This is a genomic window from Bacillus sp. 2205SS5-2 (genome assembly GCF_037024155.1).
In the GTDB taxonomy this organism is placed as follows: Bacteria; Bacillota; Bacilli; order Bacillales; family Bacillaceae_K; genus Bacillus_CI.
On sequence record NZ_JAYKTS010000011.1, the window covers coordinates 15,512 to 31,873 of the forward strand.

Annotated in this window: 10 protein-coding genes; all 10 read left to right on the forward strand. The window is 35.7% G+C overall.

The window, feature by feature from the left end:
• Positions 1 to 37: 37 nt before the first annotated feature.
• The 10 genes from U8D43_RS09265 to U8D43_RS09310 all read left to right on the forward strand — a co-directional run bounded on the left by U8D43_RS09265 (position 38) and on the right by U8D43_RS09310 (position 16,362).
• Positions 38 to 1,909 carry a TnsD family Tn7-like transposition protein gene (locus U8D43_RS09265; RefSeq protein ID WP_335870903.1) on the forward strand — a complete coding sequence of 624 codons (1,872 nt, stop codon included), beginning with the start codon at positions 38 to 40 and terminating at the stop codon, positions 1,907 to 1,909.
• Positions 1,890 to 3,425: a Tn7-like element transposition protein TnsE gene (locus U8D43_RS09270; protein ID WP_335870904.1), complete on the forward strand. Its 1,536-nt coding sequence runs from the start codon at positions 1,890 to 1,892 to the stop codon at positions 3,423 to 3,425. Before U8D43_RS09265 ends, U8D43_RS09270 begins: the two co-directional genes overlap by 20 nt.
• 383 nt (positions 3,426 to 3,808) lie before the next feature.
• Positions 3,809 to 4,024, forward strand: coding sequence for a helix-turn-helix domain-containing protein (locus U8D43_RS09275; RefSeq protein WP_335870905.1), 216 nt, complete (start codon positions 3,809 to 3,811; stop codon positions 4,022 to 4,024).
• A 63-nt stretch (positions 4,025 to 4,087) separates the two neighbouring features.
• Positions 4,088 to 7,096: a type I restriction endonuclease subunit R gene (locus tag U8D43_RS09280; RefSeq protein ID WP_335870906.1), complete on the forward strand. Its 3,009-nt coding sequence runs from the start codon at positions 4,088 to 4,090 to the stop codon at positions 7,094 to 7,096.
• Positions 7,089 to 8,357 (forward strand): restriction endonuclease subunit S, encoded by a 1,269-nt coding sequence (locus U8D43_RS09285; protein WP_335870907.1) that lies wholly within the window; start codon positions 7,089 to 7,091, stop codon positions 8,355 to 8,357. The genes U8D43_RS09280 and U8D43_RS09285 overlap by 8 nt, the downstream gene beginning before the upstream one ends.
• Positions 8,354 to 9,469, forward strand: coding sequence for an AAA family ATPase (locus U8D43_RS09290; protein WP_335870908.1), 1,116 nt, complete (start codon positions 8,354 to 8,356; stop codon positions 9,467 to 9,469). The genes U8D43_RS09285 and U8D43_RS09290 overlap by 4 nt, the downstream gene beginning before the upstream one ends.
• Before the next feature lie 11 nt (positions 9,470 to 9,480).
• On the forward strand, positions 9,481 to 11,235 hold the full coding sequence (locus U8D43_RS09295; protein ID WP_335870909.1) for a type I restriction-modification system subunit M: 1,755 nt from the start codon (positions 9,481 to 9,483) through the stop codon (positions 11,233 to 11,235).
• A gap of 465 nt (positions 11,236 to 11,700) precedes the next feature.
• Positions 11,701 to 12,540, forward strand: a complete 840-nt coding sequence (locus tag U8D43_RS09300) for a TnsA endonuclease N-terminal domain-containing protein (RefSeq protein ID WP_335870910.1) — start codon at positions 11,701 to 11,703, stop codon at positions 12,538 to 12,540.
• Positions 12,537 to 14,693 carry a TnsB C-terminal domain-containing protein gene (locus tag U8D43_RS09305; protein WP_335870911.1) on the forward strand — a complete coding sequence of 719 codons (2,157 nt, stop codon included), beginning with the start codon at positions 12,537 to 12,539 and terminating at the stop codon, positions 14,691 to 14,693. Before U8D43_RS09300 ends, U8D43_RS09305 begins: the two co-directional genes overlap by 4 nt.
• The gene (locus U8D43_RS09310; protein ID WP_335870912.1) at positions 14,668 to 16,362 is read left to right on the forward strand and encodes an ATP-binding protein; all 1,695 of its coding nucleotides are present in this window, start codon (positions 14,668 to 14,670) and stop codon (positions 16,360 to 16,362) included. Before U8D43_RS09305 ends, U8D43_RS09310 begins: the two co-directional genes overlap by 26 nt.

The following is a 16,362-nucleotide window of genomic DNA, read 5'->3' on the forward strand; positions in this document are numbered from 1 at the left end:
TGATAGAAGTATGTCGAATAAACCAGGGGGATTTTGGATGCTACCTTTCTTTACGGACCCGTATCCAGATGAATTGATATATTCAGCGATAGCTCGCTATCACTTTTATAGTGGAAATATTGATTATAAAGACACATTAGAAGAAGTTTTTCAAAGTCGTTCTGTAATCCCAAGTTTAGTGATTGGTAGCCATTTTTCTACATTAGCTGACCAACTAGCTCCCAATTACACTGTTGAAGCTTTATTAGCTAAATATACAATTTATCCTTACTATGCTCCGTTTTTATCTAAGAATCGTAAAAAAGAAATTTTAAAAGATGTTCTAGGAGATGGACAAGGGCTTTATACAAGACTTGGAATGGTTGCAGGAGGGATTTGTAGAAAGGATGGACTATATTATTGTCCAAAGTGTGCAACTAACGATGTTGAGCAATACGGTGAACCTTATATACATCGTGAACACCAGCTACAAGGAATTAATTACTGTGCTCATCATGAACTGATATTAAAGAAGTACCCTATTGATTTTTCAAAATCTAGTCGAATTGAGTTTATTCGATTTGATAAAAAACTGATGAATTTATCGGTACTCCAAGAAGCAGATCCTAAAGAGTTTATAACCATTCAAATCGCTTTAGCAAAGATGGCTTATCAATTGCTGCAAGTTCCAATACATCATCAATTTTGTAGAGAATCAATTAATCTTAAGTACCGTGCTCTTTTACGAGAACGCAATTTAATAACAACTTCTAATCGAATTCGTCAAAATGAACTATACAAAGCATTTCAATCAAAGTTCCCAGAAGGATTTTTAGTTAAGTACGAATCAGCAATCGATGTTGATGATGAGTACAATTGGCTGAAGGTCATTACACGCAATCTAAAGCGCCATTCACATCCTTTCCGTCATTTGCTTATGTTTTATTTCTTAGAACAAGATGTAGATTGCTTTTTACAAGTTGAAGCTGATACAGGTCCTTTCGGTTGTGGTCCATGGCCTTGTTTAAATAAAACAGCTTATCATTATAAAGAATGTGTGATTCCTGAAGTAAATGTTACGAGAGATTTTAGCTCAAAAGCACCCATTGGTACGTTTGAATGCTCTTGTGGCTTTATTTATGCTAGGAAAGGTCCTGATAGATTATCAAAAGATAAATATTGTATTGGACGTGTAAAATCGTTTGGGGAGACCTGGAAGGCTAGATTAAGTGAGTTGGTAGCCGTAGGAGCGTATAGTACAAGAACAATAGCTAAAATGCTGGGTGTAGATCCAAAAACGGTTAAAAAGCATCTTTCTTCAGAGATAAAAATAGAGGTTGTATCAGAAAACGATATTTCTTCGAGGTTGCTAACTTATAAAAGACAATTAGTAAATGGAATACGGAAATACCCTAATTATTCAAGAACAAAAATTCGTAAGTGTTTCCCAAAAGAATATATGTACTTGTATCGTAATGATAAAGAATGGCTGTTTGAGCAGCTGCCTAAGTTTCAGGAGAAGAAGAATAACCAAGCAATTGTCGATTGGAACTCACGTGATCGAGAATATTGCTTTAAGGTGGAGAAGCTTTACAAGGAGTTAATCGAACTAGATAAACCTGTTCGAATTACAATCTCGATTATTGGAAAACGGCTTGGAGTATTAGCCAACTTGGAGAAACACCTTGATAAGCTCCCCCGGACTAAAAAGCTCCTATCTCAAACTACCGAATCTACTCAGCAATTTCAAATCAGACGTTGTTGTAAGATTATTGATCGAATATTACAAAGGAAAGAAACAGTTGCATTATGGAAGGTACAGCAAATTGGTGCTGTTAAGTCACATCATTTTCATGAAATAAAACCGTATTTAGAAGAATATTTACGGACAAAACAGGAAGTGAAAAGTTATGAGCAAACAACAAGTTAAAATTGCTTGGCCTTTTGCAAAAGGTAAAAAAGCACAACTGCTATGGATTGGTGAACCATTTCGATTTGACCATAAAATAATGATTAAAGCTTATTTTCGTTCACAAGGCCGTACTGAAGGTATATTAATGGATTGGGGTACATTACCAAGCCTAGCAATCCAGCATTTTTATACTGATGGCATCATAACGGCAAGTCAAGCTCCTGAGGGTGTACAAGAGATAGACATGACTGTTTATCCTAATAAAGTTAAATATTATGAGCGACCTTGGTCTATTCATGGAAGCAGTGATCCTGCAACTTCCCGTAGTTTCGTGTTCTCTTTCAATAGGAAGAATGTTTTTTTACCAGTCATTGAAGTTTTGCGTAGCATATTAGCTCCAAATGGCTTTCTTTTATATCGTCTGTTTGAATCGAATTCATTTCCGCAGTTCTTCACAGAAACATACGAACCTAATAAAATTCATCTTAGCTTTTCATCGCAATATGAATTGAAATATACAAAGACAGCTTTTGTATATCAATTAGTGTGGTTGCTGACGAACCATGATATACGACAAGTTTATGAAAATTTAGCATTTAGGTGGTTGCAGGAAAAGGCTTTGAAATTTGAATGGGCATTCACACAGCCGATAACTATAACAGCTCGTGTAAAGAAGAAGAACAATACGTATACAATATTACAAATAGTTAATATGAAAAATAAAGATATTCCTTACCAGAATATTTCTATTTCACATCCAGAAATACAAAATCAAGAGAAATCCAAAGAAGCGAAGAAGTACACTTACCGTTCTCTAAATAAACAGGGTGTCGAAGAAGACTTTATATTAGATGAACAAATAGATGGTTCCACCGAAGACTTTGATCTCGTGCAAATGAATCAGTTAAAACATGAATATACATCAGTTCCCAGGATTGAACGTATTAGAGGTAGCCTTTCCAAGCAAAGAACCATGGAAGATGAAAACACAAAGGCATACTTCATTAATCAAGATTCTATTCGATCAACCGCAGATAGTGGTGGTCAACAATTAGTGCGAGGGTTAGAGCATCAAATGTTACATGAAATTCAAGCACAAGGTGAACTTCAAGATTTTATAAATGTTCTAAAAGTACTTGAGCAGTATCCTATAATAGGTACAATACAAGTAATTATGGATGTGTTGCCAGATGGGTACGGTGAACGTAAATTCACGAAATTGAGTGATAATATCACAAGGAGACGTTATATAATTGCTCAAATATATTTGGGAAACGGAAAACAATACAACATTGTAGAAATTGAACGAGAAAATCGCTCTTTGTCTACGTTGATTTTATCTTCGCTTGTAACTCGTGAATGGAAAGTTATTTATGACCGTTTGCTAGTAAATCTTGTGAATAATAGTGGAACATGGACAAGTAAGTCTTTGAAAAGCCTTGAAGGTCAAGGTATTACACTGTTAAAAGCTAAACATAGTTCTAAAGGGGTTCAGCACAGAGCAGAGGTTTTATTAAACAAATTAATTTACTAGTTTGGAGTAATAATTATGAAACTGTATGTAAGGTATATTTAATTTGAAATATATTTACAATTCAACCTTGTAAACGAATGTGAAATTAGGACACATTTATAAGGTGCTTCGACGTGGAAAATGCGACGAGTGACATCTCGTTCATATTCCGGAAAAACCTAGTCCAAGCAAAAGGCTTACCCAAAACGGTACGCATACCATGAATGGCTATTGAAAACCATTTTAGAACATTGAAGGTTTGTAGCTTCTCTTTCCAGTACATAGCCCTTCCCCAATTCTTAATGTAAAGACAGCGCAGTATATCAATAACCTTATACCTAAAAATGCTATAGCTTATGATATAATATGTCGTGGTTAGTTGTATAATTACGAGGTGATTCAAAATGGAGTTAAGCGAAGCAATTAAAAAACTACGTTTGGAGCTGCGTTTGTCTCAAGAGGGACTTGCTCGTGAGCTTCATGTTGGTTTTACATCTGTGAATCGATGGGAGAATAATCATACAAAGCCGAATAAAATTGCTCGACATGCCTTAATTAAGCTTTGTGAAAATAACAATATAAACAATGAATTGATTGAGCTGCTTATGAATGCTAAATAGATATTATGTAGTTTTAGAAAAAGCTTAGGAATTTTCTATTCTAAAAATATGAGGAGATTAGATATGAAAGCAGAAAGGGAAATAGAAGCCGGTTTTATAGAAAAGCTTAGGGACTTAAAATACATATATCGTGAGGATATTAGAGATAAAGCTTCGCTTGAAGCTAATTTCAAAGAACACTTTGAAAGACTGAATCGTGTAAAGTTAAGCGATTCAGAATTTACACGCCTTAGAGATAGTATTATCACTTCAGATGTATTCACTGCAGCAAGAACTTTACGGGAAATCAACACATTCAAGCGTGATGATGACACGCCGCTTCAATACACCCTTGTTAATACAAAAGACTGGTGTAAAAATGAATTTGAAGTGATAAACCAACTACGTATGAACACAGATAACAGCAACCATCGTTATGATGTTATTATCCTCATTAATGGGGTTCCTGTTGTTCAGGTTGAACTGAAGTCACTGCAAATCACACCTAAAAAAGCAATGGAGCAAATTGTAGAATATAAAAACGACCACGGCAATGGTTATACAAACTCGCTACTTTGCTTTATGCAGCTTTTTATTGTGAGCAATGAGAGTAATACTTATTATTTTGCCAACAATCATAAAGAGCACTTTTGTTTTAATGCAGACGAGCGCTTTTTGCCAATTTATCAAATGGCAGATGAGAACAACAACAAAATTACCCATCTTCTTGATTTTTCTGATAAGTTTTTGCCCAAATGCACTCTTGGGCAACTAATAAGCCGTTACATGGTACTTGTTGTAAGTGAGCAGAAATTGATGGTTATGCGCCCTTATCAGATTTACGCAGTTAAGGCAATAATGGACTGTATTGATCAGAACCGTGGTAATGGATATATCTGGCATACTACCGGAAGTGGTAAAACACTTACATCGTTTAAAACATCAACACTTTTGAAGGATAATCCTGATATTGAGAAGTGTTTATTCGTGGTTGACAGAAAAGATCTTGATAGACAAACTCGATCGGAGTTTAATAAATTTCAGGAAGGATGCGTTGAAGAGAATACCAACACAGAAAGCTTAGTTAAACGGCTTACTTCAGATGACTATCGTGACAAAGTTATTGTTACCACAATTCAAAAGCTTGGGCTGGCTCTTAATGAAGATAGTAAGCGTAACCAAGAGAAAAGGAAAAGGGGCGAACCTACCTATAAAGACCGGCTGGCGAAGCTCACCGATAAACGTATTGCCATTATCTTTGATGAATGCCATCGCTCACAGTTTGGCGATAATCATGAATCAATTAAAAGCTTTTTTCCGAAAGCTCAGCTTTTCGGATTTACTGGAACACCAATATTTGAAGAAAATGCAACATATAAGCAAATTGATGGCACGGTTGGTTCTTATATCACAACAAAAGACGTTTTTGAAAAAGAACTGCATGCCTATACCATAACCAATGCAATTGATGACCGCAACGTGCTTCGCTTCCACATAGATTATTTTAAGCCAGAAGATTTCAAGAAAGCAGCAAAAGCCTCTGACACTGTAAGTAAAAAAGCGATTGTCGAAGCAATATTATTAAAACATGATTCCGCAACAAATGGTAGGAGATACAATGCGATTTTCGCCACAGCTTCTATCAACGATGCAATAGAATACTTTGAACTTTTCAAGTCACTGCAAAAGGAACGAAAAAAATCTGATGACGAAAGCTTTAAGCGGCTAAATATTGGCTGTGTTTTCTCACCTCCGGCCGAAGGAAACAAAGATGTTAAGCAGTTACAAGAAGACTTACAACAAGAAAAAGCCGATAATGAACAAGAGCCAGATAAGAAAAAAGCCGCACTTAAAAGTATCATTGATGACTATAACTTGCAGTATGGCACAAATCACAGCATAAACGAATTCGATTTATACTATCAAGATGTGCAAAAGCGCATCAAAGACCATAAGTACACTAATTCTGACTATCCTCATGTAAACAAAATTGATATTACTATTGTGGTGGATATGCTCTTAACAGGATTTGATTCAAAGTATCTAAACACTTTATACGTTGATAAAAACTTAAAGCAACATGGCTTAATTCAAGCATTTTCAAGAACAAACCGTGTTTTGAACGACACAAAACCTTATGGGAATATTCTTGACTTTAGAGGGCAAGAAAAAGATGTAGATGAAGCAATTGCGCTGTTTTCTGGAAAAGAAAACAGTAGTAGGGCAAAAGAAATTTGGCTAGTTGACCCTGCTCCTGTTGTGGTTGAAAAGCTAGAAAAAGCAGTTGTCGATCTTGAGACATTTATGGAATCACAAGGGTTAGAATGTAAGCCTGAGCAAGTAAGCAACCTTAAGGGCGACTCCGCTCGAGGTGAATTCATTAATAAATTTAAGGAAGTACAACGCCTTAAAACACAGCTAGACCAATATACAGATATCAAAGAAGAACAATCGGCAAAAATTGAAGGACTTTTGCCAGAGGACACTTTGCGTGCGTTCCGTGGTGTTTACATTGAAACTGCCCAAATGTTAAAGGCACAGCAGGGCAAAGATATTAAGGATAAAGATCCGGTGATTGAACAGCTCGATTTTGAATTCGTTTTATTTTCCTCTGCCATTATTGATTATGACTACATTATGTCTTTAATTTCGAAATATACACAACCCGATGTACCTAAAAAAGAAAAAATGAGCCGTGAGCAGCTTATTAGTTTACTTTGTTCCAATTCAAATATGATGGAGGAACGTGAAGATATTATTGCTTATATCAGAACATTGGAATTTGGAAAAGGATTGGATGAAAAGGAAATAAAAGCTGGATACCAAAAATTCAAGGAAGAAAAAGCAGTAAAAGAAATGGAATCAATTGCAAACAAACATGGTATTGAACCTGCATCGTTGCAAGCCTTTATAGATGATATTATAGGGCGCATGATTTTTGACGGTGAAAAGCTAAGTGATTTGTTAGAGCCGCTAGAGCTTGGCTGGAGAGACAGGACAAAAAAAGAACTAGACTTGATGGATAATTTAATCCCACTGCTTAAAAAGCTTGCAGATGGACGTGTGATTGTGGGGCTGAATGCTTATGAATAATAAAGAGAAAACGAAGTTGGTGCCGAGACTAAGGTTTCCGGAGTTTCGCTCAACGGGAGAATGGAAAATAATCACTCTAAATAATTTAGCAAACAAAATAACAAAAAGAAATAAAGATAATATAGTAAATCGTGTTCTTACAAACTCGGCTGTTGAGGGAGTTGTGGACCAAAGTGATTATTTCGACAGAAAAGTTGCAAACCAAAATAATCTTGAGAATTATTTTGTGATTGAGGAAGGGGACTATGTTTATAATCCTCGTATATCTGTAACTGCTCCAGTAGGTCCGATATCTAAAAATAAGGTCGGAAGAGGTGTCATGTCGCCGCTATATACAGTGTTCAGGTTTGAGAAGCCAAATAATGACTTTTATGAGCATTACTTTAAAACAGTTCTATGGCATCCCTATTTAAAAAGAGTCTCAAATACTGGTGCAAGACATGACCGTATGAGCATTTCAAATGGTGATTTTATGAAGATGCCTTTGCCTTACAATTCAGAGGCTGAACAACAAAAAATAGCCGACTGCCTTTCTTCGCTTGATGATCTTATTGCTGCTGAGGAGGATAAGCTTAGGACTCTTAAAGCATATAAAAAAGGTTTGATGCAAAAGATGTTTCCCGCTGAAGATAAGACCGTACCCGAATGGAGATTTTCGGATTTTAAGGACAGCGGCGAATGGATAAAAACGACTCTTGGTCAATTAGGTGAGCTTGTCTCGGGATTAACATACAGTCCGAATGATATTAGAGAAAACGGTTTGCTTGTTTTAAGATCGTCAAATATCAAAAATAATGTCATCACATTAGATGACAACGTTTATGTTAGAACAGATATAAGAGGTGCCAATCTTTCTTTTGAAAATGATATATTAATTTGTGTCCGAAATGGTTCAAAAGCTTTGATAGGTAAAAATGCGATTATTCCCAAGGGCATGCCTTTATGTACTCATGGCGCGTTTATGACAGTCTTTAGAACGAAGTTCTCCAAATTTGTGTTTCAACTACTTCAATCAACGGCTTATAATAAACAAGTGAAAGCTGATTTGGGTGCAACCATAAATTCAATTAATGGCACTAAATTGAAAAATTATATCTTCTATATTCCAAAAGATATTAAAGAACAAGAAAAAATAGCTAATTGCCTTTCTGCTTTAGACACCCTTATAACAGCACAGGCAGAAAAAATTGAATCTTTGAGAATTCATAAAAAAGGCTTGATGCAAGGACTGTTCCCTTCTATTGAGGAGGTGAGTGAATGAATTCTCAATCGATAACTTCTTTTACTGATTTAAATGAACTGGCGACCCATTTTAGAACGGTTCTTGATAGCAAGAAATATGTTCTTCTTTTTGCATACAATGGTACAGGTAAAACAAGACTTTCAGGAGTTTTTAAAGACTTGGGGAAACATCCTATTCCTGAAACTGAAGAAAAAACACGAGATACATTATATTACAATGCTTTCACAGAAGATTTATTCACTTGGGATAACGACTTAGAGGGAGACACCAATAGACTCTTGTATATTAATAGAAATTCTCGTTTTTTTGATGGCTTAAGAGAGCTTGAAATGGAAAGTCGTATTCGCCCGTTTTTAAATCGGTACGCTGATTTTGATTTTTCAATTGATTACCAAGATTGGACGATTAGTTTTGCACGGGAAGTCAGAAAAGATGGCGGAACCGAAAAAATAGATAACATAAAGATTTCTCGTGGTGAAGAGAATATATTTGTATGGTGTTTTTTTCTGGCGGTTGTTCAATTAGTTGTTGACCAAGAACCAGCCTACAGTTGGGTTAAGCACATCTATATTGATGATCCCATTTCATCACTGGATGATAATAACGTCATTGCAGTAGCAAGCCATTTAGCTAAGATGCTAAAGAGCCAAGAGGGTATTAAAGTAGTCATATCTTCACATCATTCGTTGTTTTTCAATGTAATGTATAATGAGTTTAAAAAGTCAAAAGGAAAGGACTATCTTTTGTTGAAAAATAAGGAAACAGACGAATACCTTATTCAAGAAACCAAAGATACTCCATTTTTCAACCATGTTGCATTAATTAAAGAGCTAAGCAATGCAGCGAACACAGGTAGACTCTATACTTATCACTTCAATATTTTGCGAAACATTCTTGAAAAGGCAGCATCGTTTCATGGATTCAAAGACTTCACCGAATGTATTAAACGCGATGAAGATGACCCGGATGGAATAACATTTGCAAGATATGTGAACATATTAAGTCATGGGAACTATTCGTTGTTTGAGCCTATTGAAATGGTTGAAGATAATAAAGAGGTTTTCAGAAAAATTTTAAGGGGTTACTTGGAATTATACCGATTCAACCCTGAACTATTTACTGAAGAATAGAGGGCAAAAAAATGACTGATACACAACAGAAACAATTAGGCGCAACACTTTGGGGAATTGCTGACAAATTGCGCGGGTCCATGAATGCTGATGACTTCCGTGATTATATGCTGTCTTTCCTCTTCCTGCGCTACCTTTCGGATAATTATGAAGAAGCGGCAAAGAAAGAACTCGGCACCGATTATTTACAATGTGAAGAAGAAATAAAAAAACTCACCGTTGCTGCCAATCAGGATGATGTTATTAACGCATTGAAAGAACAAATAATAGACTATGCTAATAAACAGCAATTTGATAGCAAGGAAAAAAACACAATAATTGAAGAGCATGAAGTGTTGTTGGAAAGCAAAAAGTTGACTCCACTTGTTGTTTGGTATATCAACAATTTAGATCTAGTGGCTACGTTTGAAAAACAAATGAGACGTAAAGTTCATTTTGTAATCAAGCCACAATATCTCTGGGGTAATATATATGAATTGGCTCGTACACAAAATAAGTATCTTTTAAAAAATTTGCAAGCAGGCTTCAAATTTATAGAAAATGAATCCTTTGATAGCACGTTTCGCGGATTATTTTCTGAGGTTAACCTCGACTCAGATAAGCTTGGAAAGAATTATGAATCACGCAATACAACGCTGTGCTCAATAATAACTGCTATTGCAGAAGGATTATCGGAGTTCCCCAATGAAAGTGACCTTCTAGGAGATGCGTATGAATACTTAATAGGACAATTTGCTGCAGGCTCAGGTAAAAAAGCAGGAGAGTTTTATACGCCCCAGCAAATTTCAACTATCCTTTCTAGAATAGTCACACTTGATAGCCAAGACCCAAGCATAGGTAAAAAACGGAAACTTAATAACATACTTGACTTTGCGTGCGGTTCCGGCTCGCTTCTGATTAATGTTAGAAAGCAGCTCGGTGCAAATAATATTGGTCAAATATACGGGCAGGAAAAGAATATAACAACTTATAATCTTGCTCGTATGAATATGCTTCTACATGGGCTTAAAGACTCCGAATTTAAAATATTTCACGGAGATTCACTGCTAAATGATTGGGAAATTCTCACTGAAATGAACCCAGCAAAAAAGTTGGAATATGATGCAGTTGTAGCCAATCCACCTTTCAGTTACCGCTGGGAGCCTACCGATACTCTAGCTGAGGATTTCCGCTTTAAAAGCTACGGTCTTGCACCGAAATCAGCAGCTGACTTTGCATTTTTACTTCATGGGTTTCACTTTTTAAGTAGTGAGGGAACAATGGCAATTATCTTGCCTCATGGTGTTCTGTTCCGTGGTGGAGCAGAGGAGAAAATCAGAACAAAGCTACTCAAAGATGGAAATATTGACGCGATTATAGGTTTGCCCGCTAACTTGTTTTTTTCAACGGGTATTCCGGTTTGTATTCTTGTGCTTAAAAAATGCAAAAAATTTGAAGACGTGTTGTTTATCAACGCAAGTGAGTACTACGACAGAGGTAAGCGGCAAAATTTCCTATTGCCAGAGCATATCGACAGAATAGTTGACACATATCAATTTCGAAAAGAAGATGACAAAAGATACTCTCGCCGTGTATCTATGAAAGAAATTGAAAAGAATGATTTCAACTTAAACATTTCAAGATATGTTAGTACGGCTGCGGAAGAAGAAATTATTGACCTTACAGATGTGAAAAAAAATCTAGATGAAATTGAGGTTGCTATTAGCAAGGCAAAGGATAAGCATAATCAATTCTTAAAAGAGCTTGGATTGCCTGAGCTATCTTAAAGCGAGTTATTATGCAAAAATAAGTTCTTTACATTCTAATAGTTATATATAAATGAATACTTCTTTTAGTACAAAATTAAAGTTTATAAAATCTACTTGTTCAAGTAAAGTTTCTTTATGTTGAATAAGAATTATGTAAGGATCTTCCACAATCAAGAGCACTATTGAGTAACACCATTCATTAGAAAATGATCAAACTTTTTTATAAAATCAAAGAATAGATCTACTGATATAGAATCCATTTTGATCAATCTTTATTCAAAATGGATTCTTTTAATTTAACGGGAAATGCCGTTTGGTGAGATATTTGTGATTAAACTTTATTTCAAACCAACAGTTTGTGGCTTTGAAATAAAGACGCGATGTTTATAAAAAAGATGCGATGTTTAAAATAAAGACGCGACGTTTATAAAAAAGTTGCGAAGCTTTACCCCTTTGGATTTGATTATCTAAAGGGGTGTTTTTGTGTCGAAAAGAAAAAGAACATCTGAAATTGAGAAGTGGATTAAAGAAGGTCGAGGCACTGGCAGTGGAGCAGATTATCAGCCTTGGCTTAAAATTCAAGATGTTTCCTCATTAGGTCGATCAACAAGATTAAAAGGTATAAAAACCGGCAGACAACATGAGTTTTTATCGGATTTGGAACGGAACTACTTTTATTTAACTGAATTTTCTGATGTTATCTTGGATATTCGTGAACAATTTCCTTTATTACCACAAGAAGAGACGATTGTCATTGCTGAAGAGCTTGGGATTAAACACCCAGCTGATCCAAAAACAGGCCATCCAATTGTTATGACAACGGACTTTTTATTAACAGTTGATAAAGGGCAAGGTGTATTTGAAGTCGCTCATACTATCAAAATGAAAGATAAGCTGTTAGAAGAACGTGTGTTAGAGAAGTTTGAAATTGAACGGGAATATTGGAAGCGTAGAAGCATTAATTGGGCAACTGTAACAGAGGAAGAAATTCATAAGACAATGGCAAGAAATATTAGTTATATCCATGATTATTTTGATATTCGTAGCTATGATGTATATCAAGAAATGGATGACCAACATATTGAAGCTTTATCCATGTCTCTTATGAATCGCCTATTGAATAATTCACGAAGTATCCGTGAAATTACTAATGAGTTTGATACAGATACACACTTGCCTTTTGGAAGTGGTGTTACACTATTTTATCACTTGCTTGCTAGAAAAATCGTAGTCATTGATATGCAAAAGCCGATTGATTTAGAGCAAACAATTGATATTAAATGTATTGATGAAGGTAATTTAGAGAAGGTGAAATACGGATGATTTATATTAATCAAGTATTTCAATATGTAACCGATTCGACAAGGATTCGGGTAATTGATATTGAAGAACCACATGTCTATATTGTTAATATTGACACGAGTAGTGCGATGCCGAGGAGGGAGCTATATTCCAACCTAATTACAGATATGAATCAAGGAGAGTTACTTGCGATTAATGATCCCTATGCAAAAGTGATTTCAGAAAGTGATTTAACAGAAGTGCAAATTCGTAAGCGCGAAGAAGATTGGGAAACTATACAAAAATACTGTGTCCCCAATATGCAAGATTTGCGCTACAAACGAGGAAGAGAAAATAAAATTCGTGAAATCGCTCGGGACAGCAACTTAGGCAAAACAAAGGTTAAAAAGTTACTAACTCGTTATTGGCAACGTGGTATGACCAAAAATGCCATGTTACCTGACTACTCTAATTCAGGTGGTAAAGGGAGAACAAAAGCCCTAACAAATGCAAAGGTTGGTCGTCCTAGAAAGGTAAGTATAAATAATGAATATCAAACTGGTATTAACATTACTGATGAAGTAAAGATCCAAATTGAGCACGTTATCAACAAGTACTACAGGAAAAAGAATAATTACTCTTTAAGAGATGTTTATAATTTCATGCTGCGTGACTTTTACTCTGATCGCTATAAGGTAAATGGTGAGCTAAAGTACGGTATTTGGGAGGCCACTCGAATTCCCTCGTACCATCAGTTTTACTACTGGTTTAAAAAGCTTGAAGACCCGAAAAAGGATATTCAATTCCGTAAAAGTACAAAGGAATATGAATTGAAGCATCGTCCGATTTTAAGTGATTCTAAATCAGAAACAAATGGTCCTGGTACTAGATTTCAAATTGACGCTACCATTGCAGATATTTATTTAGTTAGTTCACTTGACGTAAATAAAGTAATTGGGCGACCTGTTATTTATGCGGTACTTGATGTGTATTCACGTATTATTACGGGTCTATATGTTGGGCTAGAAGGGCCGTCTTGGATAGGTGCAATGATGGCTTTAGATAATATGGTTGCTGACAAAGTAAAGTTCTGTAATCAGTACGGAATTGATATTACACCTGAGCAATGGCCAACACATCATTTGCCTGAAATTATTATCGCTGATCGAGGTGAGTTTGAAGGCTATTCCGTAGAGAATTTAATTAACAATCTTAACATTAAAATCGAGAATACTGCGGCTTATAGGGGGGATTTGAAAGGGATTGTTGAAAGGAAATTCCGTACGTTTAATGGGAAGGTAAAGCAAAAAGCTCCCGGGGCAATTCAAAAGGAATTTCGAGAACGGGGCGATCAAGATTATCGCTTAAACGCTACGCTGAATTTAAAGGAATTTACATCTCTTATTATTACGATGGTGCTACACCATAACCGCAAAATCATTGATAAATATCCCGTTGAAAAAGAAATGGTATCTGATGGACTAGTGCCAACACCGATTAACTTATGGAATTGGGGTATTCAAAATCGTAAAGGAAGGTTAAGGGCAGTTGATCGAAATATTCTACGTCTAAACGTGCTTCCACGTGGGAAAGCGACAATTTCAAGAGCTGGAATCAAGTTTAAAAATCTTCTTTATGGTTCTCGCCAAGCGATTGAAGAGCAATGGTATTTAAAGTTGAAAAATAGAAGTCTAGAAATCGTTTATGATCCGCGCAATATTGAAAAAATCTATATTCCCCATGATAACGGAATAGATTTTGAAACGTGTATTTTATTAGAGCCTAATCAGCAATATAAAGGTGACTTCTTAGAGGAAATTGTTTTTCAGCAACAACTTCGGAATGAACTAGAGGGAATGGAACGAACAAATCAGATCCAGCTTACAGTAAATACTGATGCTGCATTAGAAGAGATTATAAAAAAAGCAGTGAAGAACAAAAAAGAATCTTTCAATCAGCCAACCAGCAAGAAAGCTAAAATAGCAGCTATTCGTGAAAACAAGGATGTTGAAAAGCAGTTAAACCGTGAAGCTGAAAAGTTTGATTTATCACCTCATAAAGTTAGTGAAGCAGCTGAAGTAATCGACTTCGTTACAAAAGAGAAGATTGATGAAACACCACCTAAGAAATCAAGCTCACGTCTTATGGAAAAATTAAAGAAGAAGCGAGATGAGGAATTTGGGAAAGACAAATGACATGGTTGTCTTAAAAGGAGACTTTGAGAAAGCTGTCTATAAGGAACAACTTTTAAATGAATATACCAATAATCCTTTCATCGAAGCTCTTCCACCTATATTTAATGAGGACGATGTGCTAGAGCGATTTATGGTGACTCCACGAATTAGTGAGCAAGATAAGTTAAGTGAAACGAATATTCGTTATCACGTCTTAAAACGTGTAAGGAATTTTACCCAGCCGTTACCGATACATTTCGAGGTAGAACGCCGATTGTCTACATTGATTCGGAGAGGTTACTTGGCGCGAAATCCATTAGATAGAACATTTCTAGAGCGTGTTCGGGTGTTGCATGAATTGCGTGAAGAAGAGGAAACAGCTCATAGATATATAGATGAACGACTAAATTACATTCGTTCAACTGCTGATAGCTTATCCATTATCGGTATTTCTGGAATTGGTAAAACAACAGCAATTGAACGTCTTTTGCTTATGTATCCACAAGTGATCAAGCATGAAGAATACAAAGGACAACCGTTTAATAGAACTCAAATTGTTTGGCTTAAAATTGACTGCCCGTATGATGGAAGTTTATCTACACTTTGCAAAAGCTTTTTCAAAGCAATTGATGATTTACTAGGAACTCGATATTTAGAAAAGTACGGTTATTTGAACCGTGTGACATCGACAATGTTATTGTACATGACATCGTTAGCAAGTATGTACGGCATCGGTGTTTTAGTAATTGATGAAATCCAGCACTTACTACATTCCAAAAATGAACAGGAAGAAATGTTAAATTTTTTTGTAACACTGTCTAATACAGTTGGTATTCCTACGGTTTTAATCGGCACTTCTAAAGCACAAAAACTATTCAAAGGAAACTTCAGACAGGCAAGACGGGCAGCAAGTGATGGAGCTATTATTTGGGATCGTATGGATAAAAATAGTGAAGAGTGGGAGTTTTTCCTAGAGACACTTTGGGAATTACAGTGTTTAAAAACCCATTCTGAGCTTACAGAGGAGACAAAGAAGGCATTTTATTATGAATGCCAAGGGATTACTGCTGTTGCCGTGAACCTATTTATTCTAGCGCAAGAACGAGTATTATTTGATGAGGACAACCCGGCTGAAATCATTACACCACAAGTGTTAAAAAAGACTGCTAGGGTAGATATGCAAACGATTCAACCAATGATGACAGCTATTCGGACGAACAATTTTGCCGATATGATGAAATATGAAGATATTATGATTAACTTGGATGAAGTCATGCTGAATCACAAGCGAAATACTGAAATGACAGGACGTATTCAAGAAGCATTTAAAGAGCGCCAAAATACAATAGAGTATAAACGCCAAGACATGATTGGGAACTTAAGTGTTGAGGTGGTAGCCCTAGGTATTTTTGATAGTTTGAAAGAAAATGATATAAAAAAACTCGCACAAAAAATAGTTGAGAGAAATCCACTTGATACTGAATTTAATCAACTTAAATCAGATGTGATTCAGCATGCGATTGCATTAAATCAACAAAAGAAAGATCAAAAATCAAAGGGAAAAGCAAAAAATACAGAGATTCTGCCATTGCTAAAGCTAAGAAAGCAAGCGTTAGACAAAAAGCAACACCCCTATGAATTATTAAAAGCAAATGGATACATTAAAAATCCTTTGGAGGAATTCTACTAG

What these genes read in the sequence shown, in the direction of transcription:
- U8D43_RS09265 (WP_335870903.1), top strand. Translation starts at nt 38, where the DNA reads ATGCTACCTTTCTTTACGGACCCGTATCCAGATGAATTGATATATTCA.
- U8D43_RS09270 (WP_335870904.1), top strand. Translation starts at nt 1,890, where the DNA reads ATGAGCAAACAACAAGTTAAAATTGCTTGGCCTTTTGCAAAAGGTAAA.
- U8D43_RS09275 (WP_335870905.1), top strand. Translation starts at nt 3,809, where the DNA reads ATGGAGTTAAGCGAAGCAATTAAAAAACTACGTTTGGAGCTGCGTTTG.
- U8D43_RS09280 (WP_335870906.1), top strand. Translation starts at nt 4,088, where the DNA reads ATGAAAGCAGAAAGGGAAATAGAAGCCGGTTTTATAGAAAAGCTTAGG.
- U8D43_RS09285 (WP_335870907.1), top strand. Translation starts at nt 7,089, where the DNA reads ATGAATAATAAAGAGAAAACGAAGTTGGTGCCGAGACTAAGGTTTCCG.
- U8D43_RS09290 (WP_335870908.1), top strand. Translation starts at nt 8,354, where the DNA reads ATGAATTCTCAATCGATAACTTCTTTTACTGATTTAAATGAACTGGCG.
- U8D43_RS09295 (WP_335870909.1), top strand. Translation starts at nt 9,481, where the DNA reads ATGACTGATACACAACAGAAACAATTAGGCGCAACACTTTGGGGAATT.
- U8D43_RS09305 (WP_335870911.1), top strand. Translation starts at nt 12,537, where the DNA reads ATGATTTATATTAATCAAGTATTTCAATATGTAACCGATTCGACAAGG.
- U8D43_RS09310 (WP_335870912.1), top strand. Translation starts at nt 14,668, where the DNA reads ATGAGGAATTTGGGAAAGACAAATGACATGGTTGTCTTAAAAGGAGAC.